Here is a 17,355-nt window from a genome sequence, read left to right on the forward strand (position 1 = left end):
TTCTCGTGGCCGATTCCTGCGCGATGAAGTGGCGGTTCAGTGTCGGTGGCGCTGCTGGATCTGCTCGATCTCCTTCCAGGACTGCGCCCAGCTCTCGAGCCGGTCCGACGCGTCGATGAGCTCGGAGCGCTGCCGGTCGAATAGCGCCATCGACCGGGTGCCTTCGGGTGCTGCCGCGAGTTTCGCAGCCGCGGAGACGAGATGTTCGTATTGGTCGACGCCCGCCTCGAGCTGCTCGCCCGCTGCCGTGATGGCGGGACCCAGATGAACTCCTGCCGCCGCGCTGGCCCGGGCCGCCGATTCGAGGGCCACGATGTCTTCGACCACGCTGTCGAGCGCAGACGACGCCGACCGCGCGGCCTCCCCGATCTCCTCGAGGTCGTCGCCTGCCACGGCACCCGACTTCGACACGACTGCGAGCAATCGCGCGAGGCCCTGCTCATTGCTCGACAACCGTTCCACGGCCGCTCGGGCCACCGATCCCACCGGTGGCAGCGACCGGCGCGGCGGAAGCTCAGGTGGAAGGGATACCGAGTCGAGGCGGCGGAACCGGCGCAGGGCGAACACCGCGGGCACGGCGAAGGCTGCGGTCGCGCCGCCGGTGGCCACGATCGTCCAATCGGGGGCCGACGCCGCGACCAGCGTTGCGGTACCGATACCCCATGTTCCGGCGGTCGCGCCGAAGAACCCGGCGCTCCGACGGGCGCGGCGTTTCTTACGTCGTAGCTTCGCTGCGGGGTCGCGCCATCGACGCGCGACGTCCACCGCCGCGTCGGTCACGTCTCGGAGCGCGGCGACGGCCGGACCGGGAGTCATTCCGGTCCGGCCGTCGTCGGGTGTGCTCATGCTTGTCGAGTTCCGCGTCGATGGAGGTCGAGCGACTACTGTGACCCGGCGGAGCCTGCAGCGTTCGGCGGCTCCTTGGCGGTGTTGACAGCGGGATTCGCCGGTGCACCGCCTGGCAGGGCGTCGCCCTTCATGGAGGCACGGATCTGTTCGAGACGACTGTGGCCGGCCATCTGGACGGTGGCCTGCTGCACCTCGAGCATGCGACCCTGTACCGAGTTCTGCGCGAGTTCGGCCGAGCCGAGCGCGGTAGCGTAGCGCTGCTCGATCTTCTCCCGCACGGCATCAAGGCTCGGAGTGGTGCCAGGCGCGGACAGCGTCGAGTCCATGGACCGCAACGATTCGCTGACCCGTTCCTGCATCTTCGCCTGCTCGAGCTGGCTGAGCAGCTTGGTGCGCTCGGCCACCTTCTGCTGGAGTGCCATGGCGTTCTGCTCGACGGCCTTCTTGGCCTGTGCCGCTGCTTGCAGCGACTGATCGTGCAGGACCTTCAGATCCTCGACCGACTGTTCGGCGGTGACGAGCTGTGCAGCGAATGCCTCCGCTGCATTCGTGTACTGGATCGCCTTCTCCGTATCGCCTGCGTTGCTGGCCTGGTCGGCCATCATCACGGCCTGGCGAGCGCTCGCGTTGAGCTTCTCGACCTCGTCCAGCTGCCGGTTCAGCTTCATTTCCAGCTGGCGCTGATTGCCGATCACGGATGCTGCCTGCTGCGACAGGGCCTGGTGCTGACGCTGTGCGTCTTCGATCGCCTGCTGAATCTGGACCTTCGGATCGGCCTTCTCATCGATCTTGGAGTTGAAGAGCGCCATGAGGTACTTCCAACCCTTGACGAACGGATTAGCCATGGGTGTGATCCCGCCTCCATCTGTACGCCGCGCCGAACGCGACCCGGTGCGCGACCCTCGCACACCGGTTCCGGTCCGTCGTGCCGGTCACCTTCGCCTCGACCGGTCCGACGATCCCACCTGGCGACTCGGGCCACCCCCCGGACGGTGACCCACGCTATGTCGCTTTCGTCCGTATCCGGCGAGGCCGACACGGTCGTGATCCATGTTAGGCCGCAGCGAGCGCCCGCGCCGCAGGTGCCGGAATCACCACGCGAGTCTCCTGCGTGATCAGCGAGTCCTGGGTCAGCAGGCCGGCGTCGACCGTTTCTGCCCCCGACTCGGAGTGTGCCGCGTCCGGGCCCGCATACGCACCCGGCATCACGACCTCCGCGCCGGCGTGCTGCAGAGACCGATCCGCAAGCGACTCACTGACGTCGAAGAGCACGTCGGACAGGGGTACGTCGAGCGCGTCGCAGATGGCGGCGAGCAATTCGCTCGACGCCTCCTTCCGCCCTCGTTCGACCTCCGAGAGATAACCGAGACTGACCCGGGCGCTGCTGGACACTTCACGCAGGGTGCGGCTCTGCGAAACACGGGTGCGCCGAAGGCTGTCACCGAGTGCCTCACGCAACAACAGCGCCATCGCATCCTCCTTCGTCCGTCGTGCCTACACCTCGACAACGCGCGACCCGCTCGCGAGGTTCCCGGGCATCCTCCGGACTTCGAATACCGCGGTGCACAGACATTACAACGCCGACGAAGAACCCAAGCGCGTGAGTAGCCCCGACACGGCCGCTTCGACCGCTCCGAGTCTGATCTGCCATCGATCGCCGCCGACTTCCGGTCGCGTGACGGAGGTCCCGGTCGGTCCGCAGATCCCGAGAAACAGGGTTCCAGGAGGATGCCCGTCCTGGTCGTCGGGACCGGCGACGCCCGTAAGTCCGACACCCCACGTCGCATCGCATCTCCGCAGCGCACCCTCGGCGAGCGCAGCAGCGGTCGAGGCAGCCACCGGACCGTCGAGCGCCAACTGCTCGGCCTGCGCACCGGCGAGGGTCGCCTTGAGATCGGTGGCGTAGACAACCAACCCTCCCCGTAGGACCGCGCTCGCTCCCGGAACACCGGCGATTGCGGCCGAGAGCAACCCGGCGGTCAGCGACTCCGCGGTCGCCACCGTCTCCCCGCGTACCGTCAGTGCCGCGACGAGTTCCCGCGCACGGGTGGCCGCCACCAGAGGGTCCCCGCCCGGTGTCACGCCTGTTCGCCGTTCCGGTGCTCATGTTCGGCACGACGCACCCCGGCGCGCAGCCGCGCCGCCTGGACCACGTAATCGAGACCGGTGACGACCGTGAGCACCACCGCCAGCACGATCAACACCATGGCGAACGGTGTGACGGCGTCAGGTAGAGGAAGCAGATACACACCGATCGCGACAGTTTGCACCAACGTCTTGAGTTTGCCGCCGCGACTGGCGGGTATCACAGCGTGCCGCAGCACCGCGAAGCGCAGTGCCGTGATACCCAGTTCGCGGATGGCGATGATGCCGGTGACCCACCATGACAGGTCGCCGAGCAGCGACAACCCCACCAGCGCCGCCCCGATGAGTGCCTTGTCGGCGATCGGGTCGGCCATCTTCCCGAAATCCGTGACCAGGCCGAACCTGCGGGCGAGCTGACCGTCGATACGGTCGGTGATCGCAGCGATTGCGAAGACCCCGGCCGCAGCGAGCCGCCAGAAAGTCTCCTGTCCGTCACCGATGAACAGGAGGACGAGGAACACAGGGACCAGCGCGATGCGCATCACCGTGAGGATGTTGGCGATGTTCCACAGCGGGACAGGGTCGTGCGCGGAACCGGCATGCGGTCCCGGTGCGGCGCCGCTCCCGCCCGATGCGGCAACGGACTGGCGGGGCGTGCTCATGCGCCCACAATATCGGTACATTCACGCGCTACTGTTCACCGCATGACTTCACCGGCCCACGAACAGGACACGAACGACCGGATTGTCGTGCGGCGCGCCCGAACATCCGACGTGCCGGGTATCAAACAGTTGATCGACATCTACGCCGGGAAGATCCTCCTCGAGAAGAATCTCGTGACTCTGTACGAATCCGTTCAGGAGTTCTGGGTCGCCGAACTGGCAGGTCGACTGGTCGGATGCGGAGCCCTCCACGTCCTGTGGTCGGACCTCGGCGAAATCCGCACCGTCGCGGTGGATCCACAGGTCACGGGACACGGTACAGGGCACCTCCTCGTCTCGCGCCTGATCGAGGTCGCGCGCGAACTCGAGCTCGATCGGCTTTTCGTCCTGACCTTCGAGGTCTCGTTCTTCGCGCGCCACGGGTTCGCAGAGATCGACGGAACGCCGGTCACCTCCGAGGTCTTCGCGGAGATGTGCCGGTCGTACGATACGGGCGTCGCCGAGTTCTTGGACTTGAGCTACGTGAAGCCCAACACCCTCGGCAACACCCGGATGCTGCTCACCCTGTGAGCGCACCCCCGAGAACGTAGAGCCCCGAACGGTCGATCCCTGCACGGAAGTGAGAACCCATGGCCCTGTTCGCCGTCGAATACACCTACACCGAGGCCACCACGACGGCCCGCGACGAGCACCGACCGAAGCACCGCGCCTGGCTCGGTGATCTGGTCGAGGCAGGCACGGTGCGGGCGACCGGGCCGTGGGTCGACGGTTCCGGCGCGTTGATCCTCATCGACGTCGCCGACGAGGCGGCCGCACACGATCTGATGGCGCAGGATCCGTTCGCTCAGTTGACGCTGATCGAGGCTGTCCGCATCACCGGCTGGACTCCGGTGATGGGCATGTTCAACGACTGAGGTTCTTTGCCCCGGTCGGGCTGTCACCGGGCTTGTCGTCACCTTGATTCTTGTCGTTCCTGGTCTTGATCAGGCTTGCGACCGTGGTGACGATGAGCACCCCCACGATCACGATCAGCGACACGGAAGTCGAGATCTCGGGGACCGCCACATGCTCGCCGCCGTTGATGAAGCCGAGCGTGTTCTCGTGCAGGGCATGAAGGATGAGCTTGACTGCGATGAACCCGAGGATCACCGATAGGCCGTACGAGAGATAGACGAGGCGCTCGAGCAGGCCTCCGATGAGGAAGAACAGCTGGCGCAGACCCATCAGAGCGAACGCGTTGGCGGTGAACACCAGGTACGGCTCGCTGGTCAGTCCGTAGATCGCGGGGATGGAGTCGAGAGCGAACAGGATGTCGGTGAACCCGATCGCGATCAACGCGAGCAGCATCGGGGTGACCATCTTCTTGCCGTCGATCCGGGTGACCAGCTTGTCGCCGTCGTACTCGTCGTGGACGGGGAGGAATTTCCGTGCCAGCGAGACGATCTTGTTCTCGGACGGCGTCTCGTTCTCCTCGCCGTTCTCGCGCATGAGCTTGATCGCGGTGAACAGCAGGAAGAAACCGAAGATGTAGAAGACCCAGCTGTACGCGTTGATTGCCGCCGCGCCGACAGCGATGAAGGCACCGCGCATGATCAGCGCCAGGACGATGCCGATCGTCAGGACCTTCTGCTGAAACTCCCGTGGCACCGCGAATGTGGCCATGATGATCACGAAGACGAACAGGTTGTCGACCGAGAGGGCCTTCTCGGTGATGTACCCAGCAAAGAACTCGCCGCCGTAGGTCGGGCCCCATAGCGCGAAGACGATGAGGCCGAACACGATCGATATCGCGATGAACACCATCGACCAGAATCCGGATTCCCGGAGGGTCGGAGCGTGGGGTTTACGGACGTGCGCAAAGAAATCGAAGATGAACAACCCGATGATGACGGCAATCGTGATCAACCAGGTCGTCAATGTGACGTGCATGTGCACCTCGGCCTTCCGGTAGGTGTGTACCTGCCGGAGGTCTCTCCCGCCCGATGCGCATCTCGGACCGACAGCCCCGGATCGGCAGCGGTGCCGAACGTGTTGACGAGACTGCCGCGGATCAAGGGATACTCCCCTCCACAGCTTCCCCGATTGTGCCACACGCCCGTGCGGCGCGCGCCCCGACACCTCACATGTCGCCGGCGTCTCCTTCGGTCGCGTCGCCACCGCCCCGAATCGAGTAGAGCAGGCCGTCCAGTTCGTCCGGCTTGACGAGCACCTCGCGGGCCTTGCTCCCCTCGCTCGGCCCCACGACGCCTCGGGTCTCCATCAGATCCATCAATCGGCCGGCCTTCGCGAAACCGACGCGAAGCTTACGCTGCAGCATCGAGGTCGATCCGAATTGGCTCGTGACTACGAGTTCCACCGCCTGCAGGAACACGTCGAGGTCGTCGCCGATGTCGGGGTCGACATCCTTCTTCTCCCCGGCCTTCGGGACGGTGACGCCTTCGTTGTATTCGGGCTCCGCCTGGGTCTTGGAAAACTCGACGACCGCCGAGATCTCCTCGTCGGTGATGAACGCGCCCTGCATGCGGACCGGTTTGCCGGCACCCATCGGCAGGAACAGCCCATCGCCCATACCGATGAGCTTCTCGGCGCCGGGCTGGTCGAGGATGACCCGCGAGTCGGTCAGCGAACTCGTCGCGAACGCGAGTCGCGAAGGCACATTCGTCTTGATCAGACCGGTCACGACGTCGACAGATGGCCGCTGGGTTGCCAGAACGAGGTGGATACCGGCGGCACGGGCCTTCTGGGTGATCCTCACGATCGCGTCCTCGACGTCGCGCGGCGCGGTCATCATGAGGTCCGCGAGTTCGTCGACGATGGCCAGGATGTACGGGTACGGCCGGTAGACACGCTCGCTGCCCAGAGGCGCGGTGATCTCGCCCGACTTGACCTTCGTATTGAAGTCGTCGATGTGCCGCACTCGGTTCGCCTGCATGTCCTGGTAGCGCTGCTCCATCTCTTCGACGAGCCACGCCAACGCGGCGGCAGCCTTCTTCGGCTGGGTGATGATCGGTGTGATCAGATGCGGAATGCCCTCGTACGGTGTGAGCTCGACCATCTTCGGGTCGATGAGGATCATCCGTACTTCTTCCGGTGTCGCCCTGATCAGCAGCGACACCAGCATGGAATTGACGAAACTGGATTTGCCGGAGCCGGTGGAGCCGGCCACCAATAGGTGCGGCATCTTCGCGAGGTTCGCGGAGACGAAGTCGCCTTCGATGTCCTTACCCAGCCCGATGACGAGCGGGTGGTGGTCGCGGCGCGTGGAAGGTGCCCCCAGCACATCGGACAGGCGCACGAGTTCGCGATCGGAGTTGGGCACTTCGATACCGACCGCGGATTTTCCGGGGATCGGCGCGAGCAGCCGGACGTTGTCGGTCGCGACGGCGTACGCGATGTTGCGGGCGAGTGCGGTGATCTTCTCCACCTTCACACCCGGTCCGAGCTCGACCTCGTATCGCGTAACCGTCGGGCCTCGGGTGAACCCGGTGACCGCCGCATCGATCTTGAACTGCTCGAGTACCTCGGTGATCGCTTCGATCATCTGATCGTTGGCGGCGGAGCGGGTCTTGGGTGGGTCGCCTTCCATCAGAAGCGACAGGGACGGCAGTGTGTAGTCGCCCTCCACGACGCGGTCCGGAACGAGCGGTTCCATGACATCGGCGTCGGCTTGCGGAGGCGTAGCAGCCGGAACTGCCGCTGCGGCCGTGGCCGCCTTCGGCTTGGCCCGGGCCCGCGGTTTCGGAGCCTCCGGTTCCGGTTGGGGCTCGGGTGCAGGCGACGTGTCCGGCTCGTCCCACAACGGCAGGACCTCGGTGCGTGCATCGCCGTCGAACTCGTCGGTCGGGTAGTTCTCGCTGGGGGTTCGGCGACGACGCGTTCGCGGCTTCTCGGTGCCGTCCTCGTAGAGCAACGGGTTGAGGTGGTCTGAATAGCCGTCGTGCTCGGGGTCGTATTCGCCGTGCTCGTCGTAGGGTCCGTACCCGTCGTCGCGGTAGGGCAGGCCGAAGTAGTCGCGGAAGAGCTCGGGTAGTTCGCGAATCGTTGTGCCGGTGACCAGCAGGATTCCGAAGCCCATGGCCATCAACATGAGCGGCACCGACAACCACACCGTCAGTCCGGCAGTGATCGGACCACCGACGACAGCACCGACGAATCCGGCGCCCTCCGAGCGACCTTCGGCATCGGTGGGTGAACTGGACGCGATGTGCCAGAGTCCCAACGCGGGGATCGCGACAAGCAGCGACCCGAGCACCAGGCGTGGGCGAGCCTCCGGCCACGGTTCGGTCCGCATGAGGACCACCGCGACACCGACAGCGACGAGGGGCAACACCGCGCTCGCGCCACCCGTGACGGCACGTACTCCGGTTTCTACCCACTCGCCGACGGGCCCGCCGACGCCGAACCACACCGAACCGGCCACTACCACTGCGAATGCAACGAGACCGAGTGCGATTCCGTCACGCCGGTGACCGTGTTCGATGTCGGTCGCGCGTCCCATCGTCCGTGTGGTGGCACCGAGCCCGCGGGCAATCATGAACCAACCGGCACCGACGCTCTTGCCGATCGCCGTGAGCAACCCTCCTGATCCTCGACGAGGCTGCGGTACAGGACCGCCGCGCGGACGCGCCGCGCTGGATCGGCGTGCCGCGGACGAGGCGCGCGAACCGGAGGCCTGCGGCTTCCGCTTGGCGGGAGACTTCGCAGTCGATGCCTTCGCAGTCGATGTGCGGGGAGCCGGTTTCTTCGCTGTCGATCCCTTCGCGGAACGCGCGGAAGACGCCCTCGCGGACGAGGTCGATTTGGCGGCAGGGGCACCCGCCCGACCGGAAGCGGCCGACGCGCGCGTCCCCGACCGCGACCGAGAAGTCGCAGTGGACGATGCGCGGCTGCCTGACTTTCCTGCCATATCCGCCAGGGTAGCCGCATCGACCACTCACGAACCATCAGCAACACGGGGCGCACGCGGCGGCACTGATCACAACACCGAACCGTGAACGGATGCCACAGAGGCGGTACGTGCTGTTCAGAGCCCTCTTCGGGATCCGGTGAGCTCGGCGATATCCGCCTCGCTCCCGTCCTGCTCGAGGCGAATTTCGTCGCGGCCGAATGCGTGGAGGAGCAGTTCGGACGGCTCCCCTCGCAGCACCACGGTCTGCGGGCCTCGCTTGCGGACAGTGACCCGGTCGCCCCCGGGCCGCTCGAAGACAACCGTGATGTCGGTGCCCCCGTAACTGGTGCGGCCGATGGCCCGGGCGTACTTCCAGAGCGCGTCCTGGTCTTCCGCGGACAACCGACGTGGTTCCCATCCGGATTCGCCTCGTCGCACGTCCTCGTGGTGCACGAACATTTCGGTTGCATTCGCTACCGAGTCGACGAGATACAGGGGGGACCACTTGGGCGGCCCGGAATCGATATCGGCAAGCAGGTGTGCCCACTGTCGGTCGGTCAGCTCGCGCCGTACCTTCTCCGTGTGGTCGGCCAGCGCCGGGAGCATGATTCCGGGCATCGCGTCGATACGACGTTCGCGCACCAGCAGGTGCGCCGCGAGGTCGCGGGTCGTCCAGTCACCGCACAGCGTGCGGGCTTCCGGGCCGACCTCCGACATGGTCTTGACCAAGGCGTGCCGTTCGCGTCGAGCAAGGCTCATTCGGCCACTCTAACGAGCAATCCGTGCGGCGGCACGAACGATCGCGGTGTGTGTCTCAGGAGACCGCGATGACCGTGGGCACGATCATCGGCCGCCGACGGTAGGTGTCGGCCACCCATCGACCGACGACACGGCGGATCCCCTGCGCGATGCGATGCGTCTCGGTTACACCCTCGGCGGCAAGTTCGTTGAGCGCCTTGTCGACCAGCTGCGCCGCTTCGTTGAGTGCGGTCGGGTCGTCGGAGAAACCGCGCCCCGACACCTCGGGCGCGGTCACCGCACGACCGGTCGTGGCATCGACAGCGACGGAGATCGAGATGAAGCCGCCTTCGCCGAGAATCAATCGGTCCGACAGCGTGGACTCGCCCACGTCACCGACCGAAAGCCCGTCGACGTACACGTGCCCGACCGGTACCCGGCCGACGATCTCCGCGAGGCCGTCCACCATGTCGACGACGACGCCGTCCTCCGCGAGCACGATCCGTTCCTTCGGCACACCGGTGGCCTCTGCGAGCGCCGCGTTGGCCCGGAGGTGGCGCCACTCGCCGTGCACCGGCATCGCGTTGGTCGGTCGCACCGCGTTGTAGAGGTAGAGCAGTTCACCGGCCGATGCGTGGCCGGAGACGTGCACCTTCGCGTTCTGCTGCGTCACGACGGTGGCACCGCGCTTGGCGAGCCCGTTCACGACCGCGAACACCGAGTTCTCATTCCCCGGGATCAGCGACGACGCGAGTACCACGAGGTCGTTTTCCTTGATGTTGATCTGGCGGTGTTCGCCGCGCGCCATACGCGACAGCGCTGACAACGGCTCGCCCTGCGAACCCGTCGACACGAGCACGAGCCGATCGTCGGGCAGCGACGCCGCGGTGTCGATGTTGACCTCGAGGCCGTCCGGCACGTTGAGGTAACCGAGGTCCTGCGCGATCTGCATGTTGCGGACCATCGAGCGCCCGACGAACGCGACGCGCCGGTTGTAGCGGTGTGCGACGTCGACGACCTGCTGGATCCGGTGCACGTGGCTGGCGAACGACGCGACGATGACGCGGTTCTTCGCTTTTCCGATGACGTTGTCGAGCACTCCGCCGATCTCGCGTTCCGGGGTCACGAACCCGGGAACCTCTGCGTTGGTGGAGTCGACGAGGAACAGGTCGACGCCCTCGTCACCGAGGCGTGAGAATCCGGCGAGGTCGGTGAGCCGGTTGTCGAGCGGTAGCTGGTCGAGCTTGATGTCGCCGGTGTGCAACACGACGCCGGCATCGGTGTGTATCGCGACCGCGATCGCATCCGGGATCGAGTGGTTGACGGCGAAGTACTCGCACTCGAACGGGCCGTGGGTGGTCCGCTCTCCCTCGGTGACCTCGGTGAGGTTCGGCCGCAGCCGGTGCTCGCGACACTTTGCCGAGACGAGCGCAAGAGTGAACTTCGAGCCGACGACCGGGATGTCCGGGCGCAGGCGCAGCAGGAAGGGCAACGCACCGATGTGATCCTCGTGACCGTGGGTCAGGACGACCGCCTCGATGTCGTCCATCCGGTTCTCGATGTACCGGAAGTCGGGGAGGATGAGGTCGACGCCGGGCTGCTGATCCTCGGGGAAGAGCACACCGCAGTCGACGATGAGCAGACGGCCCTGATGCTCGAACACCGTCATGTTGCGGCCGATTTCACCGATACCACCGAGAGCGACAACTCGCAGCCCGGTCTTCGGCGCCTTCGGCGGCGTTCCGAGACGCGCGGTGGGGTCCGGCGCGGGCCGGGGGTCGGGCCGCTTCGTTGCGGCCGAGGTCTGGGCGACACGGCGGGCCGGCTTGGAGGTCGGCGGTCCTGCATTGCGGGTGACGCGACCACGGCCACGGTTGGGACGACTCATCACAGCACCCCCGCTGCATGCAGATCTGCGGCCAGCGCATCGATCTGGGCGGTCACCGGCGCAACCTGTGGTAGTCGAGGTTCCCCGACATCGATGCCCATCAGGCGCAGACCGGCCTTGGACGCACTCACCCCACCGAGTCGCGCGACCGCGCGGTAGATGGGAATCAACGACAGGTTGATCTTCCGTGCGAGTTCGAGGTCGCCTGCTGCAAATGCGGTGTGCAGCTCGCGCAGACGCCCGGGCACCAAGTGCCCGATGACGCTCACGAAACCCACCGCGCCGACGGACAGCCATGGCAGATTCAGTGGGTCGTCGCCCGAATAGAACTTCAGGTCGGTGGTGCCGATCAGTTCCGCACCCGCGTTGAGGTCGCCTTTGGCGTCCTTGACCGCAACGATGCGGGGATGCTCTGCCAGAAGCCGCAAGGTCTCCGTCTCGACCGGGACGACCGAACGCGGTGGAATGTCGTAGATCATGACCGGTAGGTCGGTGGCGTCGGCCACGGCGACGAAATGCGCGTAGAGACCGGCCTGCGGCGGGCGAGAGTAGTAGGGCGTGACGACCAGCAGGCCGTGAGCTCCGGCACGAGCAGCATCGCGGGCCAGCTCGACGCTGTGGGCGGTGTCGTTGCTTCCGGCGCCGGCGATGATCTTTGCGCGGTCCCCGACGGCTGCGAGCACAGCCCGCATGAGTTCGATTTTCTCGTTCTCGGTGGTGGTGGGCGATTCACCGGTGGTACCTGCGAGAACCAGTGCGTCGCAGCCGCCGTCGACGAGATAGGTCGCGAGGCGCACACCCGCATCGACATCGAGCTTGCCCTCGGCAGTGAACGGGGTCACCATCGCTGTTGCGATGGTGCCGAACGGAAGCTCGACAGCAGTTGCGGAATCACCGTTGGTCATGGTCAGAAGGCTACCGCGTGGAAGCTGCCACCCGGAACACGGCTCGCGCACGAACCGCACCGACAGCGCTGTCAGCCGTCGATCTGGAAGCCTCCCGAGGCAACCTCGGTGCCGTCGGCAAGTGTACTGATCGTGAAGTCGCAGAAGGCGTTCGGCGCCGCCTCGGCAAGCTGCCGCAGACATTCCACGGCGAGTCTCCTGATCTCGACGTCGGCGTGTTCGGTAGCACGCATCGCGATGAAGTGCCGCCACGACCGGTAGTTGCCGGTCACCACGATCCGGGTCTCGGTGGCGTTCGGAAGGACCGCTCGCGCGGCTTCGCGGACCTGCTTGGCCCGCAGGGGGCCGGGCGGGAGGTGCGACAGCTTCTCCTCGAGCGCATCGATGAGTTCGACGTACGCATCGCGGCTGCGCTCGGCGGCGCGGAAGAACACGGCCTCGAGTTCGGTGTCTCCCTCGATGGCCGGGGGGATGACGACAGGTGCGTCCCCGCCCGGGACGAACCGTTGTGAGAGCTGCGAGAAGGAGAAGTGCCGATGGCGGATCAGTTCGTGCGTGCACGACCGTGAAATACCCGTGATGTAGAAGGTGACCGTCGCGTGCTCGAGCACCGAATCGTGTCCGACGGCGAGGAGGTGGTTGAGGTAGCCGCCGTTGGTGGCGGTGCGAGGGTTCGGCTTCGACCAGCTCTGATAGCAGGCGCGACCTGCAAACTCGACCAGCGCTTCCCCACCGTCCGCGTCGGTCTCCCAGGGCACGTCCTCGGGCGGCAGGAATTCCGTCTTGGCGATGAGCCTGACCTTCAGTCCGATCGGTTCCGGCGCCATGCTCGTCTCCCTCCACGGTTCCGCACGGTATTTCTGCACGACCTTAGCGCCCGGTCATTCGAAACCCCCGAATGACATCATCTACGACGGTTGACTGACATCACCATTGGCGTCACACTGGCGTCATGAATATCGATGCCTATACCGACGCCATCGCCGACTCCGTGCGGAACGCAGCGGAACTGGGCGACGAGCAGACCCGACGCACAGCCGCAGCCCTCGCCACAGCCATCGCAGCGCCCGCCCGGCTGGCCGTCCTGGGTGCATTGTCCGATCTGGCCTCCGAGGTGTCCGAGCAGCTCGCGGACCGCAGGGTCACCGTCCGCCTCGAGGGAACCGACGCCGTCGTCGAGGTTCACGACGGCCCGGCACCCGAGGCCGACGACACTCCCCCGACCTTCGAGGAGATGACCGGCGATATCAGCCGCGTCACGCTGCGGCTGGTCGAACAGATCAAGACCCGCGCCGAGGAGGCTGCCGCGCAGAGCGGGGTCTCGCTCAATTCGTGGGTGGGACAGGCGGTCCAGGGCGCACTACGCGAGCAGATGCGCTACCAGCGCCGCGCCGACGAATGGCGCTGGCCGACCGCCAAGCCGACGACCGCCTCCCCGGCACCCGAGACCCGTTCCGACGCCGACGCGCCGGTCGACACCCAGAAGCCCACACCCACCGAAACCGACGATGCCGAAAACGACGACGCGACCGGCGGAGCCGACGAGCGCCACACCGACTGACCTCTCCCCGCGCGTATTCGTGCGGTAGATTTCCGTCGCACGCGAAGGCGCAGTCCGCGAAGGTGCGGACCCGAGGGGTGGAGTAGTCATGGCCGTCAGCAGCACCAGAAGCTTCGAGATCAAGGCGACACCGGAGCAGGTGATGGCGGGGATCGTTGCAGTCGAGCGACTTCCCGAATGGTCGTCGACGCACAAGTCCGTGACGATCGAGAGCACCCACCCCGACGGTCGGCCTCACCGCGTACGCATGACCGTCTCGATCATCGGCATCACCGACGAGCAGGTCGTCGACTATTCGTGGAACGGCGACGAATCGATGTCATGGACCCTCGTGGAGAGCGCCCAGCAGAACGTGCAGGACGGCGCCTACACGCTCACCGCGACCGACAAGGGAACCAAGGTCGACTTCAGCCTCACCATCGATCCCAAGATCCCGGTGCCCGGCTTCCTCGTGCGCCGCGCAGAGAAGACCGCGATCGAAACCGCTGGCAAGGGCTTGACGAAGTTCGTGGAGAAGAACTTCCAGTAGCGAGCCCGGCTGTCGCGCTCAGTCCATCAGCTGAGCGGCGACGGTCGCACCGAGTTCCCAGCAGGCCTCGAGATCACTCTTGCTCGGCTTACCCGATGCAACGACGTGGTCGGCAGCCTTGACCCACCCGAGCCCCGTCGTGATGGTGTCTACGGCGCGCTCGGCGCCCTCGGTGCCCTCGTTGCCGTGGATGTACAACCCGTACGGCCGACCTCGCGTCGAGTCGAGGCACGGGTAATAGCAGACGTCGAAAGCGTGCTTGAGTGCACCGCTGATGTACCCGAGGTTGGCGGGTGTTCCGAGCAGATATCCGTCCGCCTCGAGCATGTCGGTCGGTGAGACCGTGAGGGCCGGACGCCGGACCACTTTCACGCCTTCGATGTCGGGATCGCTGGCGCCCGCCAGTACGGCTTCGAACATCGCCTGCATGAACGGCGACGGGGTGTGGTGCACCACGAGCAGAGTACGGGAGTTCTCTTCGGTCATGCCCGCAGACTACGCATTGCCGCAGGCGACGACGAGCGGCTATCCCGCGTCGTCACGCTCGGACTTCTCCAGGGCCACGGCGCGTTTCATCGTCTCGCGTGCCCGGCTGCGGTCGCCCGCGAAATCGTAGGCACGGGCAAGGCGATACGAGTTGCGCCAGTTGTCCGGGTCGGCCTCCCACTCGGCTTTCACCGACTGGAACAGTTCGTCCGCGGCGTCACGCTCGATACGACCCGACGCCATTCGCGGAAGATCGCTGACGTCGAGGTCGAGGCCCTCTTGGTGGATGCGCCGGGACAGTCGCTGATGGTCCAGCCCTGCGCGCAGGGTCGCGTACACGATCCACACACCCACCAGCGGGAGCAGGAACACGCCGATTCCGAACACGATCGACACCGCCTCGCCGCTCGTGATCAACGAGATCCCGGTGTGCCCCAGTCGCACGAAGTAGAACGCGAGCGCCGCGACGATGAAGGCGATCGCGATGACCACCTTCGCGACATCGCGACCGGCGGACGCTGAGGAACTCACAGGTCGAGGAGGGGGTCGATTCCCACGGTCAGCCCCGGACGGGAACCGATCTCGCGGACGCCGAGGAGCACTCCGGGAGCGAACGACGACCGATCGATCGAGTCGTGCCGGATCGTCAGTGTCTCCCCCTGCGTGCCGAGGAGCACTTCCTGGTGGGCGACGAGGCCTGCCACACGCACCGAATGCACCCGCACGCCGTCGACGTCCGCGCCGCGCGCGCCGTCGAGTTCGGTGCTGGTGGCGTCAGGGCTGCGACCCACGCCGGCCGCGGCGCGAGCCTCGGCGATCAACCGGGCGGTGCGGTATGCGGTGCCGGACGGCGCGTCGGCCTTGTTCGGATGATGCAGTTCGATGACCTCGACGGAATCGAAGAAGCGCGCGGCGGCCTGCGCGAATCGCATGGACAGCACGGCGCCTATCGCGAAGTTGGGGGCAATGAGCACGCCGACGTCGAGTTTCGCGGCGAGCCATTCCCGAACCTGCTCGAGGCGCGCGTCGTCGAATCCGGTGGTGCCGACAACGGCGTGGATACCGTTCTCGATCAGGAACTGCAGATTGCCCATCACGACGTCAGGGTGGGTGAAGTCGACGACGACCTGGGTTCCGGACGTGACGAAGACATCGAGGTCATCGCCCTTGTCGACCGTCGCGGCCAGTTCGAGGTCGGCGGCTGCATCCACTGCGTCGCAGATGGCCTGGCCCACCTTGCCCTTCGCTCCGAGGACCCCTACCCGAAGAGCTGTCTTGTCCGCCACCGATCCACGTCCTTCCGTCGCCGTCTCCCGGAAAGCCTACGCAACCAGCGTGACCACCGGGTGGGCGGGAGGAGGTGCGGCCGGGAAGGCGGGAGGAGGCGAAACGTCAGGCCACGATCCCGCGCACGGACGCCGGAAGGTCGCGCGCCCGCCGGTAGGGTCCGACGACGGCCGCCGCGTAGGGGCGGTGGAGCAGTTCACCGGCCACCTCACGCACCTGCTCGGTGGTGACGGTGGCGATGCGCTCGAGCGTCTCCGTGATCCCCCAATGTCGCCCGTAGCTCAGTTCGCTGCGGCCGATCCGGTGCATGCGGGCACCGGTGTCCTCGAGTCCGAGGACGAGACCGCCGCGCAGCGAGCCTTTCGCGCGTGCACACTCCGCGTCGGTGATGCCGTTCTCCGCAACCTCGATGAGGACTTCACGCACCACCGAGGCAACGTCGCCGAGGTTCTCGGGCTGACATCCGACGTAGGTCGAGAACGCACCGGTGTCGGCGAACGTGTCGACACCTGAGTAGACGGAGTACGCAAGCCCCCGCTTCTCGCGCACCTCCTGGAACAGCCGTGAGCTCAGGCCGCCTCCGATCGCGGTGTTGAGGACCGACAGCGCCCAACGCCGGGGATCGTGCCGGCCGAACGCGCGGACGCCGAGACTGAAGTGTGCCTGCTCGTTGTCCTGATCGGTGATGCTCAGGGTGGGTGCGGTACGCAACCGCAGCGTCCCCTCGCGACGCGGTGCCGCGTTGGCGGACTCGTCGAGGTGACCGGCGAACGCCCGCCGGACGAGTTCGACCGTGTGTGCGTGATCGACGTTGCCCGCCACCGCCACCACCATCCGCTGCGGCGTGTACCGGCGCAGGTGGAACGAATGCAGCTGGTTGCGGGTCATCGATTCGATCGATTCCGTCGAGCCGATGATCGGACGCCCGACCGGGTGATCACCGTAGAGCGCGGTCAGCAGGGCATCGCCGAGCAGATCCTCGGGGTCGTCGTCACGGATGGCGATCTCTTCGAGTACCACCTGGCGCTCCACATCGACGTCGGTGCTGCGGCACTTGCCGCGCAACACCACGTCCGCGACGACGTCGATGGCGATCGGCAGATCGTCGTCGAGCACATGCGCGTAGAAGCAGGTGTGTTCCTTGCTGGTGAACGCGTTGAGCTCGCCGCCGATCCCGTCGACGAGCTCGGCGATGTCGAGGGCGGATCGGGTGGGAGTCGCCTTGAACAGCAGGTGCTCGAGGAAATGGGCAGCTCCCGCGACCGAAGGTTGCTCGTCACGGGAGCCGACACCGACCCACACACCCACGGCTGCCGATCGCACGCCCGGTACGTGTTCGGTGACGACACGCACGCCGCCGGGCAACACGGTGCGCCGCACACCGGTGTCCGCGGCCGCCGACGGGGTGTCGAGTGAAAGGGAATCGAAGGTTGTTGCCATGGGTTGTTCTACGGTCCTGCGCTGTCGGTGATTCGTC

20 protein-coding genes are annotated in these 17,355 nt (G+C 66.2%); 5 read left to right on the forward strand and 15 right to left on the reverse strand.

Translation table 11 applies throughout. The annotated features are described in order from the left end of the window. Window positions 1–36: 36 nt before the first annotated feature. The 5 genes from pspM to pgsA form a co-directional block, all read right to left on the reverse strand. Window positions 37–846, reverse strand: a complete 810-nt coding sequence (pspM, locus tag Q7514_RS02485) for a phage shock envelope stress response protein PspM (RefSeq protein ID WP_330131667.1) — start codon at window positions 844–846, stop codon at window positions 37–39. 35 nt (window positions 847–881) lie between these two features. Then, the gene (locus tag Q7514_RS02490) at window positions 882–1,694 is read right to left on the reverse strand and encodes a PspA/IM30 family protein (protein WP_330131668.1); all 813 of its coding nucleotides are present in this window, start codon (window positions 1,692–1,694) and stop codon (window positions 882–884) included. Window positions 1,695–1,902: 208 nt separating this feature from the next. Further along, window positions 1,903–2,319: a helix-turn-helix domain-containing protein gene (locus Q7514_RS02495; protein ID WP_330131669.1), complete on the reverse strand. Its 417-nt coding sequence runs from the start codon at window positions 2,317–2,319 to the stop codon at window positions 1,903–1,905. Between the two features lie 102 nt (window positions 2,320–2,421). Next, window positions 2,422–2,907: a CinA family protein gene (locus tag Q7514_RS02500; RefSeq protein ID WP_330131670.1), complete on the reverse strand. Its 486-nt coding sequence runs from the start codon at window positions 2,905–2,907 to the stop codon at window positions 2,422–2,424. Between the two features lie 20 nt (window positions 2,908–2,927). Next, the gene (gene pgsA, locus Q7514_RS02505) at window positions 2,928–3,596 is read right to left on the reverse strand and encodes a CDP-diacylglycerol--glycerol-3-phosphate 3-phosphatidyltransferase (protein ID WP_330131671.1); all 669 of its coding nucleotides are present in this window, start codon (window positions 3,594–3,596) and stop codon (window positions 2,928–2,930) included. Window positions 3,597–3,638: 42 nt separating this feature from the next. Here pgsA and Q7514_RS02510 point away from each other — a divergent pair, with 42 nt between their 5' ends. Next, window positions 3,639–4,166, forward strand: a complete 528-nt coding sequence (locus tag Q7514_RS02510) for an amino-acid N-acetyltransferase (RefSeq protein ID WP_330131672.1) — start codon at window positions 3,639–3,641, stop codon at window positions 4,164–4,166. A 59-nt stretch (window positions 4,167–4,225) separates the two neighbouring features. Next, window positions 4,226–4,510 carry a YciI family protein gene (locus Q7514_RS02515; RefSeq protein ID WP_330131673.1) on the forward strand — a complete coding sequence of 95 codons (285 nt, stop codon included), beginning with the start codon at window positions 4,226–4,228 and terminating at the stop codon, window positions 4,508–4,510. Here the strand turns inward: Q7514_RS02515 and Q7514_RS02520 are convergent. Continuing rightward, entirely contained in the window at window positions 4,500–5,525 is a 1,026-nt protein-coding gene (locus tag Q7514_RS02520; protein ID WP_330131674.1) for a TerC family protein, read from the reverse strand. The two genes, Q7514_RS02515 and Q7514_RS02520, sit on opposite strands and share 11 nt — an antisense overlap. Before the next feature lie 190 nt (window positions 5,526–5,715). Next, complete coding sequence (locus tag Q7514_RS02525) at window positions 5,716–8,172, reverse strand: DNA translocase FtsK (protein WP_408016016.1); 2,457 nt, start codon at window positions 8,170–8,172, stop codon at window positions 5,716–5,718. On the opposite strand from Q7514_RS02525, the gene Q7514_RS33150 reads away from it, so the two are divergent. Next, entirely contained in the window at window positions 8,165–8,590 is a 426-nt protein-coding gene (locus Q7514_RS33150) for a hypothetical protein (RefSeq protein ID WP_408016017.1), read from the forward strand. The genes Q7514_RS02525 and Q7514_RS33150 overlap by 8 nt on opposite strands. A gap of 29 nt (window positions 8,591–8,619) precedes the next feature. Here Q7514_RS33150 and Q7514_RS02530 read toward each other — a convergent pair whose 3' ends face one another. From Q7514_RS02530 to thyX, 4 genes are all read right to left on the reverse strand, one after another. After that, a complete protein-coding gene (locus Q7514_RS02530) occupies window positions 8,620–9,243 on the reverse strand; it encodes a TIGR03085 family metal-binding protein (RefSeq protein WP_330131676.1) in 624 nt (207 codons plus the stop codon). A gap of 55 nt (window positions 9,244–9,298) precedes the next feature. Continuing rightward, window positions 9,299–11,110: a ribonuclease J gene (locus tag Q7514_RS02535; protein WP_330131677.1), complete on the reverse strand. Its 1,812-nt coding sequence runs from the start codon at window positions 11,108–11,110 to the stop codon at window positions 9,299–9,301. Beyond that, on the reverse strand, window positions 11,110–12,015 hold the full coding sequence (dapA, locus tag Q7514_RS02540; RefSeq protein WP_330131678.1) for a 4-hydroxy-tetrahydrodipicolinate synthase: 906 nt from the start codon (window positions 12,013–12,015) through the stop codon (window positions 11,110–11,112). Before dapA ends, Q7514_RS02535 begins: the two co-directional genes overlap by 1 nt. 71 nt (window positions 12,016–12,086) lie before the next feature. Next, window positions 12,087–12,842: an FAD-dependent thymidylate synthase gene (gene thyX, locus Q7514_RS02545; RefSeq protein ID WP_330131679.1), complete on the reverse strand. Its 756-nt coding sequence runs from the start codon at window positions 12,840–12,842 to the stop codon at window positions 12,087–12,089. Between the two features lie 125 nt (window positions 12,843–12,967). Here thyX and Q7514_RS02550 point away from each other — a divergent pair, with 125 nt between their 5' ends. Together Q7514_RS02550 and Q7514_RS02555 are read left to right on the forward strand one after the other, a co-directional pair. After that, complete coding sequence (locus tag Q7514_RS02550) at window positions 12,968–13,576, forward strand: toxin-antitoxin system HicB family antitoxin (RefSeq protein ID WP_330131680.1); 609 nt, start codon at window positions 12,968–12,970, stop codon at window positions 13,574–13,576. A gap of 88 nt (window positions 13,577–13,664) precedes the next feature. Continuing rightward, window positions 13,665–14,105 (forward strand): SRPBCC family protein, encoded by a 441-nt coding sequence (locus tag Q7514_RS02555; protein ID WP_330131681.1) that lies wholly within the window; start codon window positions 13,665–13,667, stop codon window positions 14,103–14,105. Window positions 14,106–14,123: 18 nt separating this feature from the next. Here the strand turns inward: Q7514_RS02555 and Q7514_RS02560 are convergent, their stop codons facing one another. The 4 genes from Q7514_RS02560 to Q7514_RS02575 all read right to left on the reverse strand — a co-directional run bounded on the left by Q7514_RS02560 (window position 14,124) and on the right by Q7514_RS02575 (window position 17,318). Beyond that, complete coding sequence (locus Q7514_RS02560) at window positions 14,124–14,591, reverse strand: flavodoxin family protein (protein WP_330131682.1); 468 nt, start codon at window positions 14,589–14,591, stop codon at window positions 14,124–14,126. 39 nt (window positions 14,592–14,630) lie between these two features. Further along, complete coding sequence (locus Q7514_RS02565; protein ID WP_330131683.1) at window positions 14,631–15,122, reverse strand: hypothetical protein; 492 nt, start codon at window positions 15,120–15,122, stop codon at window positions 14,631–14,633. Continuing rightward, window positions 15,119–15,877: a 4-hydroxy-tetrahydrodipicolinate reductase gene (gene dapB / locus Q7514_RS02570; protein ID WP_330131684.1), complete on the reverse strand. Its 759-nt coding sequence runs from the start codon at window positions 15,875–15,877 to the stop codon at window positions 15,119–15,121. The genes Q7514_RS02565 and dapB overlap by 4 nt, the downstream gene beginning before the upstream one ends. A gap of 106 nt (window positions 15,878–15,983) precedes the next feature. Then, entirely contained in the window at window positions 15,984–17,318 is a 1,335-nt protein-coding gene (locus Q7514_RS02575; RefSeq protein WP_330131685.1) for a M16 family metallopeptidase, read from the reverse strand. Between the last annotated feature and the right edge of the window lie 37 nt (window positions 17,319–17,355).

This window comes from Rhodococcus artemisiae (assembly GCF_036327795.1).
In the GTDB taxonomy this organism is placed as follows: Bacteria; Actinomycetota; Actinomycetes; order Mycobacteriales; family Mycobacteriaceae; genus Rhodococcus; species Rhodococcus artemisiae.